The organism is Vibrio sp. 10N.222.49.C9, from assembly GCF_041474985.1.
GTDB lineage: Bacteria > Pseudomonadota > Gammaproteobacteria > Enterobacterales > Vibrionaceae > Vibrio > Vibrio crassostreae_C.
On sequence record NZ_JBFRVD010000659.1, the window covers coordinates 1 to 294 of the forward strand.

A 294-nucleotide genomic window follows, 5' to 3' on the forward strand; every position below is an offset into this window, starting at 1 on the left:
TGATGATTGATGAGATGTTTGCGGCGCTGTTTATTCTGGCACTTATCTCGGTCACCCTTTATTTCATCACAGACAGACTACTCAACAAATTTATCCCTTGGCAGTTTGATTAACTGCCAATCTTTTAATGTCGTTAAGGAAGAGACATGACCTTGTTTAAAAATACATTCAGTGCAGTACTGGCCGGTATTGCGCTTTTAGTGAGCGCGAGTGCTTCTGGTAAGGACAAAGAGCTGACCTTGATGCTGGATTGGTTCGTTAATCCTAATCATGGCCCTATCGTGATTGCCCAAG

2 pseudogenes are annotated in these 294 nt (G+C 42.9%); both read left to right on the forward strand.

From position 1 onward, the window contains the following. A pseudogene (locus AB4585_RS24945) lies at nt 1-113 on the forward strand (ABC transporter permease); the annotation flags it as partial. A 33-nt stretch (nt 114-146) separates the two neighbouring features. Beyond that, nucleotides 147-294: pseudogene (locus AB4585_RS24950) on the forward strand (ABC transporter ATP-binding protein); the annotation flags it as partial.